Below are 8,073 nucleotides of genomic sequence, written 5' to 3'. Positions count from 1 at the left end.
TGCTTGATTGACAAAATGAGGTAGGAACGGCGAGGAATTGTCAAATAAACGGAAGTTAATAGACAAAATAGTCACTAAAGCGTCTGTTTAGTAAACCAATCTTCGCCGTTTTCTGTGACCCATCTTCAGCAAAAATCAAATCCAAAACTTAAAATGCTTTTAAACAAATAATTTTTTTAAAACTTCAGAAAACACTTCACTCTCTTATACAATTACGTGAGTGAAGGAACTTTTCTCAATTTTGATGTGTACTTTTTATTGGGAACATGTAAATAGAAGATTCATAGTTACATTATGTTAATGATAGATTTGTAATTACTAGTAATCGTGTAACATCGACCTATGTTACTACACGAAAAGAATTGATATAGTAAGTATATGCCTCCGACCACAATAAAATAATAGCTGTGGCGGAGGCTATTTTATTATACAAATATAAAATTAGACAAATTCAACCATGAAAGTGAAAAATTTGAACCATGGTGATTGAAAATACACATTGAAGTTGGTTATAGTACTAACAACTTTTATGTAATGAGCGTAAGCCAGCGAGACCCCGCAGAGCTTTAGCTCGAGGAGGCTTGCAAGCTCCCCACAGGAAAGCGAGCAGGCAGTAGCGAATGGAATACAAACCAACAAGATTGTTAAAACTAGATAGTTTATGCACTCTTAATAACACGTATTTTCAGGGTAGACACAAGATAATTTCAGGCAGAGGAGCGAACATGTTGAAAAGAATATGGAAGGAAATAGTTGAATTAGTGCGTAAGATTCAGTGGCAGAAGATTTGGGATAAAACAAAAACAATAGTAGGTAAAACAGCTAAATTAGTTAGTAATACAGTTTTAAAATGGGAAGGGAAATTAGTACAAAAACTAACACTGTTAATGGCTTGTATATTTTTGGTGAGTGCGATTTCTGGTATTTATATATTTTATTCGAATCAACAAGTAGCTAATAAAAGTGTGGAGTTAGATGCAGCAGCGGATTTGCAGCAACAATACACAACGTTAGTATCCGATGTAAAACAAATTGGAATCATAAAACTACTCTTAGTCAATTCAGGATACGATCAAAATAGAATGGAGGCGCTGGAGCAGGCATTAGTGGAATATGAGAGAAACTTTGAAGAAATTACAAATATCATAGAAGACAATTCGACGTTAGAGCATTTATTTTCTCATTTTGGAGAAGCGTTTCGTACATATGAACAATTATACGATCGTCATTTTGAGGGTGGTTTTTCCCACGACGATCAAGAAAGAATAAGGGCCAGAGTTACTCCTCATGTAATACGTACAGAGGATAGCATTAATCAAGTGGATGATAGAATTCGAGATTATTTACTAGCAGAAAAACAGATGGCACAATCAGAAATGCATCAATCTATAGGTACTTCAACGATTGCTATTATCCTAGTCTGTATTTTCATGGTGTTAATACCATTACTTTTCTTGGGGATTTTCGGAAAAAATATTAGTAGCGGGGTTAAACTTGTGATGGAGCGGATTCGAGCTTATCAAGAAGGTAACCTACTTTTTCACCAAAAAGAAAGTAGACGTGACGAGTTTCATGATATTGACGTGGCTTTAGGGGCGATGGGTAATTCGATGCATGAGCTTTTTGAATCGAATGAAAAGGCAGCGAATAATGTTTCTCATGTGTCTGAAGAGACTTCGAGGGCGTCGAAGGAGCAGTTTCATTCGATGGAAAACTTGCAAGGTACAGTGCTGGAGTTTTCTAAGGAGTTAGATCAGCAGGCTGATTTTACTAGTTCTATTTCGGCGGTTACTCAGGAGGTTTCTGCGAGTTCGGAGCAAATGCAGTCTTCGATTGAATTTATGAAAGTGCAGGTGGAGGATGTAGGTGCTGCTTCGAGCGAAGGTGTGGAACTCTTGAAGGGTTTGCAGACTACGATGAGGCAGTTGAGCGGTAATACGGAAGAAGCTTCTAGCAAGGTTGGGAAGATGGCGGAGCAGTTAAATGAAATCGAGGCGTTTATCAAAGGGATTGATAACATTGCGACGCAAACAAACTTATTAGCTTTGAATGCAACGATTGAGGCTGCAAGAGCTGGTGCTGCTGGGAGAAGTTTTTCTGTTGTAGCGGATGAAATTAGAAAGCTTTCTGCTGAAACGAATCAATTTTCTAATAGTACGAAAGAGATTCTCGCAAGCTTAAGTCAGGACACTTATCGAGTTGTAGAGGCGTTTGAAGTTTTCCGAAAACAAAGTGATGAGTCGTTGGAAAAAACGAATGAAGCATCAAATAACTTTTTACAAATTTCTTCAAGTACGAACCAAGTTGTCAGTGGCTATACGGAGCTTACGGCTGCAGTGAATGAAATTAATCGTGCTATGGAGGATGTAGTGGGATCTGTTTCTCAACTCGTAGATGGGGCTACCTCATTACAAAGGAATAATAATCACTTTAAAGGGATTATGGAGGAGCAGACACAAAGGCAGAAAGAGTTATCTCAGTTAACGAGCACACTAAATGAAACAGCACAGTCGTTAAAGAAGCGTGCGTAGCTTTTTGAGTCGGAAATAGGCGGGTTTTGGCAGTGTTGAAATGTGGCGTTTAAGGTATAACTTTTGGGAGAATTCTTGGAGTTCGAAGTAGCAATTAAAGTCCGGTGCCCATTATGTAGTGGTTAGATGATTTTACTGGTGATTATTATAATGTTCGGACATCGTGGTGATCTTATGGTTAACCAAGTATTGCTTTTAATTGAAGTTCGGCCGTCATGGAGTGCTCATGGTTACCGAACGAACATAAAAAAAGGGTGTTGGGTAATCATGAAGCCCTTATGTTACCCAAACCCCATTTTAGTTAGAAGTTGGCGCGCCACCTAATTCGAAATCTTCACTCCGAAGCAATAGTCATGTGAGCAGACTTCAATCCCTCCGCTGTTGCTATAATCTTTATCTCTCCCGTATCCTGCACTGCCTGAACAATCGCTAATGCCAGTCCATGAAATGCTTTTCTTTTATTTGCTTGAAAGCTCTCGTGACTATCAGGTTTACCGTTGTCAACGCCAATCAGCTTTCCGGCACCTTCAACGGAAAATGTTATTTCATTGTCTGCCGTAGGAACCACAAATCCATTTTGATCCACAATTTCTACGGTGATATGACTCACAGCTCTAGCATAAGCTTGGATGGCTTGTTTATCAGCAGATAGTCTGATTGCATAAGGTTCCTCCGTTGTTTTCACTTCTTTCGTTACGACAACTTTTCCATCACGCATCCCTACCATGCGGATCGTACCAGGTTCATAAGGAACATCCCAGGATAAATGCAAATCAGACGTTGTTGGATGAAGCATTGGTTTATCAAAATGTCCGTATGTTTCCGACATTCCTTGCAACGGAAATTCATAGCATTTTTCCCCAAATGATCGATCATTTACAAACAATTCTACGCTATCACAATTGGTGTAGCATAACACTGGGATTACTCTTCCTTCTTGCCCTTGCCAGTTCCAATGTGGAAAAACATGAAGCATTGGCTGTTTCGTCCATTGGCTTTGGTAAAAATAGAATGAATCCTTTGGAAATCCGCACATATCTAACGGTGCGAAGCTCGCATTTTTATAAGGCCACTTTGACTCCCCTAAATAATCAATACCTGTCCACATGAAATCGCCTGCAACATAGTCATTCATGAAAGTGAATTTCCAGAGCTTTTCCGTACGAATCATATTGGTGAAGTACGTATTTCTAAAGTACTCGTAAGATGTGTTTTCAAAAAAATAGTCGCCACGAATGCTAGGAATGGCAGGGTTCTCACTTCCGATTACCTTCCAATGAGGGTTATCGATTTTATCTTCCGAATAAAATGTTTCCGTGCGACCTCGCCAACGATTTACATAGTTGTAGCCAACTATATCAAGCATCTCTAAAAACTCTGGAGTTGCTTCCTTAGGCTCCGCTTTAATTTGGTCACAAGCCACCGTAACAGGCCGAGTGGGATCTTCCTCGTGACATATATTTACTAGTTTTTTCAAAACAAGATGGCCATTCTCTTCTGTTTGCTCAGGCACTTCATTTCCAACGCTCCACATAATAATGCTTGGGTGATTCCGATCTCGGTGAAGCATGGCTGTTAAGTCCTTTTCGAAGTCCTCCTCAAAGTACTGGTAGTAACCAAATTGTTGCTCTTTCGGCAAAGGTTTTCCACCGCCATCAGGAATGTTTTTATATTTGTAGAGTGTCCACTCATCGAACGCTTCGTTCATTACGAGAAAGCCCATCTTATCACACATATCTAGCAACTCGGGTGATGGAGGATTATGACTCATTCGAATCGCGTTACATCCCATCTCCTTCAAGATATGTAATCGACGCTCCCAAACTCCTTCGGGAACTGCTGCTCCAACACAGCCACCGTCATGGTGCAAGCAAACGCCGTTTATCTTTACATGTTTGTCGTTTAGGAAAAATCCTTTGTTGTGATGGAATTCGATGCTTCTAATTCCTATGGGAGTTTCGATGCAATCCACCACTTTGTTTTCAAGAAGAACTTCTGTTTTCATCGTATAGAGATAGGGGTCTTCTATTGACCATAATCTAGGCTTTGTTACTTCGATATTTTGGAGTTGAACCGTTTCTTCTTCCAGTTCAATACTGTTTTTCGTAGATGCTATCACATTATTTTTCCCATCAAGTAAATAGGATTTCAGAGTTGCAGCAACTGGTTTACCATACTCATTGCGCAATTTCGTTTGTATTTGTACGGTAGCTTGGGAGTTAGAAACTTGCGGTGTTGTAATATAGGTACCTTGGTACGGAATGAGAAGCTTATCCGTACATACGAGCCAAGTGTGACGATAAATTCCAGATCCCGTATACCAGCGTGAACCAGGTTGCTCTGAGTTATCTACCCTTACCGCTAGGACATTCTCTTTTTCGGAAAAAAGATGGTCTGTTATATCATAGGAAAAACTGGTGTAGCCGTTATTGTGCAATCCTAAATAGGCACCGTTTATCCAGACCTCGCTATTGCAATAAACCCCATCAAATTCAATAAATACTTTGCCATCTTTACTAACATCTTCTACATGAAAGCGCTTGCGATACCAGCCGAATCCAGCAGGGAGATATCCACCTGAGCCTCCAGTAGGGTTTTCTTTGTCAAATGGTCCTTCAATACTCCAATCGTGAGGTAGATCGACGTGTTCCCAGTTTGTGTCGTTAAATTCTCTTGACTTTGCGTCAGGATGATCACCACGTGAAAATTTCCAGTCGAAATCGAATATTGTCCTTCTTTGTGTTGGCATGTCTTCACTCCTTATGACTATTTGCCTCCATTTTACACAAGGTGAGTGTTACTAGTAAAACTTTCTTACTCTTCCTTCTATTTTTTCCGACGAAAGCTATCCTTGATAAATATTCAACTGTTCACAGGTGAGAATAAGCATAAAGCAGGCTATTAACTTTTTTGAACAGGAGGGGTATCGTGGAAAAAAATAAACAACACTTTAGAAAGAAAATGCTTCGAATTACGATGGCAATCATCTTTCTTATCTCCATTGTTCCTATTACGAATGCTATCAATGTTTTCGCACAAGAAAATGTTGTCCGAAATGGGGGCTTTGAGAATAATTTAGAGTATTGGGAAACAAACGATAGTGGGGCTATTACTACGCCAAATCACAATCAGAATTGGAAACCCACAGGTGGCGGAGATAAGCTACTCAACTACTGGTTCGCCGATGGATACGTAGCAGATACTTATCAAACAATTTCCGGGATAGAAAATGGAGAATATACATTGTCCGCCATGATTGCCAATAGTGGTGAGTTCAATGAAGTGTATATGTATGGTGTTTCAGGGGCTGAAAATGAGAGACGAGATATTCCAAATGCAGGAAGCTGGACCAAGGTTGAAATGCAAGTCACCGTAGAAGATGGTGAGGTAATAGTCGGGTTTCATGCTGATGGACGAGCAGGTGCATGGTTAGGCGTGGATATTGTCTCTTTAACGATGTCAGGCAACGGTGATGGTGCAACAACGCCAACACTACCAGCACAAGAAGAACAAGAACAAACAGAACAAGGTGAAACGGAAGGAACTCCGGCACAAGAGGAAACTGCAACGCCTGAACGAGAGGACTTCATTTACGGTGTAGATATTTCCACAATCACGAAAGTAGAGGATTATGGCGGAGAGTTTTTTGATAATGGAGTAGAAAAAGATGCCATTGATATTCTTACTAGTTATGGATCAAACTGGGGACGACTTAAAATTTGGGAAGACCCAGAAGATGTTTACCCTAATGGGAAGGCCTACAATGATCTAGACGATACAATTGAAAAAGCAGTTCGTATTAAAGATGCAGATATGAATTTCTTACTTAACTTCCATTACTCTGGCTTCTGGGCGGATCCTGGTAGACAACGTAAGCCTGAATCATGGAACGATTTATCATTTGAGGAACTAGTTCAAGCAGTATATGACCATACTGAAGATACTATTAATGCGTTAGTTGCTGCAGGTGCAACACCAGATATGGTACAGATTGGTAATGAAATTCGTCCAGGAATGCTCTTCCCAGATGGACGTATTAGGGATGGGAATTTCGATAATTTAGCTACATTGATAAATTCAGGTATCGACGCAGTTCGTGATACATTGGGTGACGATGTGGATATTATGATACATCTAGACCAAGGTGGAGATAATGGTGCATATCGATGGTGGTTTGACAATATTGAACGTGCAGGAGTAACAGATTATCAAGTCATTGGTGCGTCTTACTATCCATATTGGCACGGAACTTTAGACGACCTTGAAAATAATTTGAATGATATTAGTACTCGATACGAAAAAGATGTTGTTGTAGTTGAAACAGCATATGCCTTTCGACTAGGTGATTTAGACGGACACTCAAATATCTTCACAGAAGCAGAAGAAGACATTGCTGGATATCCAGCTACGATAGAAGGGCAAGCAAGATTTTTATATGATGTGTTAGAAGTGGTACGAAATGTTCCAAATGATCGTGGACTTGGTTTCTTCTATTGGGAACCAGCATGGTTAGGAGTAGAAGGAGCAGGCTGGAGAGCTGGTGAGGGAAATGCTTGGGAAAACCAAGCGATGTTTGATTTCGAAGGGAATGCCCTTTCTTCACTAAATATTTTCACACCTGGCTACGTTCCTCTAGTTGCGGAACCGAGAGAGCGTGAGGAAGCGGAAGTGGATGAGACGTTACTATCATTAACACTTCATTCTCTTGGAAAGCCAACAGATGCATCAAGTAGTGCTGGTTTTGGTGGCGGAAAAGATAATGCACCTGAAAATGCAGTGGATGGAAATAATCATACATCATGGGGAACTGATCAAGGTATCGGCTCATGGTGGACAGTAGATTTAGAAGAAGAAGTTCCTTTAGAAAGACTGTTGATTCATTTCTGGGATGGCGTTCGAGGATTTGAATTAGCACTATCTGATGATGGGGAAAACTACACTACTCTTCCAGCATATTCAGTAACATCTGCACAAACAGATATTACGTTGCCAGAAGGCACAACGGCAAGATTTATGCGAGTGACGATGACAGAAGCTACAAGCAATTGGGTAGGCTTTATGTCCTTTGACGCATATGGTAACGAAGATATAAGCGAAGTAGAGGACGACCAAGATAGTAACTGGATAGACGATCATGCTGGAGACGATGGTATTCCAGGAACGGAAGACGATAATGTTCCAAATGACACAGGGGAACCTGAAGCGGAAACCCCAGGTACAGAAGGTGGAGCACCAGGAACAACGGATGGAACAGATCCAGGTGCAGATGGACAACCAGGTGCAGGAGATGATGATCAAGGAACAGAGGGTGTTACGCCAGGTACAGAGGAAGATGTGACACCTGGAACTGATGAAGATGATGCGTTATTGGAAGATGGATTTGTCGATGATGAAGGAGAGGACGATGATCGAGACGATGTCTTGCCTAACACAGCTACAAATATTTTTAGCACAATTATGATTGGGTTATTACTCCTTGCCGTAGGGTTAGCGATCTACTGGTTCTACTCACGACGCAAGCGTTTAACGGAAGAATAATGAT

At 40.6% G+C, this 8,073-nt stretch carries 3 protein-coding genes; 2 read left to right on the top strand and 1 reads right to left on the bottom strand.

What is annotated here, in order from left to right; all coding sequences use genetic code 11:
- Positions 1-728: 728 nt before the first annotated feature.
- Complete coding sequence (locus ACERII_RS24520) at positions 729-2,531, top strand: methyl-accepting chemotaxis protein (protein WP_373645602.1); 1,803 nt, start codon at positions 729-731, stop codon at positions 2,529-2,531.
- A 334-nt stretch (positions 2,532-2,865) separates the two neighbouring features.
- Here the strand turns inward: ACERII_RS24520 and ACERII_RS24515 are convergent, their stop codons facing one another.
- Entirely contained in the window at positions 2,866-5,280 is a 2,415-nt protein-coding gene (locus ACERII_RS24515; RefSeq protein WP_373645601.1) for a glycoside hydrolase family 2 TIM barrel-domain containing protein, read from the bottom strand.
- Positions 5,281-5,459: 179 nt separating this feature from the next.
- Between ACERII_RS24515 and ACERII_RS24510 the strand changes: the two genes are divergently transcribed.
- Entirely contained in the window at positions 5,460-8,069 is a 2,610-nt protein-coding gene (locus tag ACERII_RS24510) for a glycosyl hydrolase 53 family protein (RefSeq protein WP_373645600.1), read from the top strand.
- Positions 8,070-8,073: the final 4 nt, after the last annotated feature.

Source organism: Evansella sp. AB-rgal1 (assembly GCF_041820985.1).
Classification (GTDB): Bacteria; Bacillota; Bacilli; order Bacillales; family Salisediminibacteriaceae; genus Evansella.
The sequence above is the reverse complement of the archived record's forward strand: the minus strand, read 5'-3'. Positions and strand labels throughout refer to the sequence as shown.

Bases quoted from the DNA above. Each gene is read 5' to 3' on its own strand.
- ACERII_RS24515 (WP_373645601.1), bottom strand. From the start codon at position 5,280: ATGCCAACACAAAGAAGGACAATATTCGATTTCGACTGGAAATTTTCA.